The 895-nt window shown below is 63.2% G+C and carries 1 protein-coding gene; it reads right to left on the reverse strand.

Translation table 11 applies throughout. The annotated features are described in order from the left end of the window. Positions 1-873, reverse strand: an 873-nt coding sequence (locus PYV00_RS24025; RefSeq protein ID WP_275230865.1) for an IS701 family transposase, incomplete at its 3' end; no start/stop codon positions are given. Between the last annotated feature and the right edge of the window lie 22 nt (positions 874-895).

Here is an 895-nt window from a genome sequence, read left to right on the forward strand (position 1 = left end):
GGCAATGCGCACGCGCATGGCAGCAAAGCGGGCCGTCAGGCGTCCCTTAGTTCCCTTGCGCCAACTGATCTGTCGCCACTTCGCGCCTTCGAGCATGACGTGCGCAGCCATGGATTTGACGTCCGGCACATGACGCACCCGTGGGCGACCGCGGCCTGCAGCGGGGAAGATCAGTTGCACATCCGCCGGATAGACCTTTTGATGCCGGGGGATGCCCACCGCCCAGCAAAGGCTACGTGCACTCAGTGCCTGTCGGAACGGAGCGGACAGCCCGTAACCAGCATCGGCCAGCACACAGCCGAAGCGCACACCGGCAGCGATGACACGATCGATCTCCTCGATCGCGATCTCGGGCTTCGTGCGGTATTCCTGCAAAGGGGCAGGCACGCCCGCCTTTTCCATGCGCGCGGTATCGCTCGTCCAGCTTTCCGGCAGGAACAGCCGCAAGCTCAGCATGAGCGGAACTTCGCCTGAGGCCAGTGTCATCGACACCAGCGTCTGGCAATTCGCATTCTTGCCCAGCGCCGTAGCGTACTGAGGCGCGACGCCAACGGAGGCCTTGCCCTTCTTGGGCAAGGCGGTGTCGTCGATGATCAGCCAGGCTCCGTCGCCACCAACCAATTCATCCGCCTGGTTCCACAAGGTCGCTTCCAGCGGGGCGCTGTCCCACAGACCGGCTCCGATGAAATGATGCAGCCGGTCATAGGGTATCGCATCCGAGCGGGCTGCCATGGGCTGGATGCTCTTGCGATCTCCTGGCCCGATCAGACCTGCGATATAGGCCGGGCACATTCGACGCCGCGTCTTATTACCCAGACTTTCCAGATACGGCGCGAGCCACCGCTCAAGATCCGCCTGCCAGTCCTCGTCCATCGCCAGCCTCCGTCAAAGCTGG

This window comes from Novosphingobium album (ex Liu et al. 2023) (assembly GCF_029076845.1).
In the GTDB taxonomy this organism is placed as follows: Bacteria; Pseudomonadota; Alphaproteobacteria; order Sphingomonadales; family Sphingomonadaceae; genus Novosphingobium.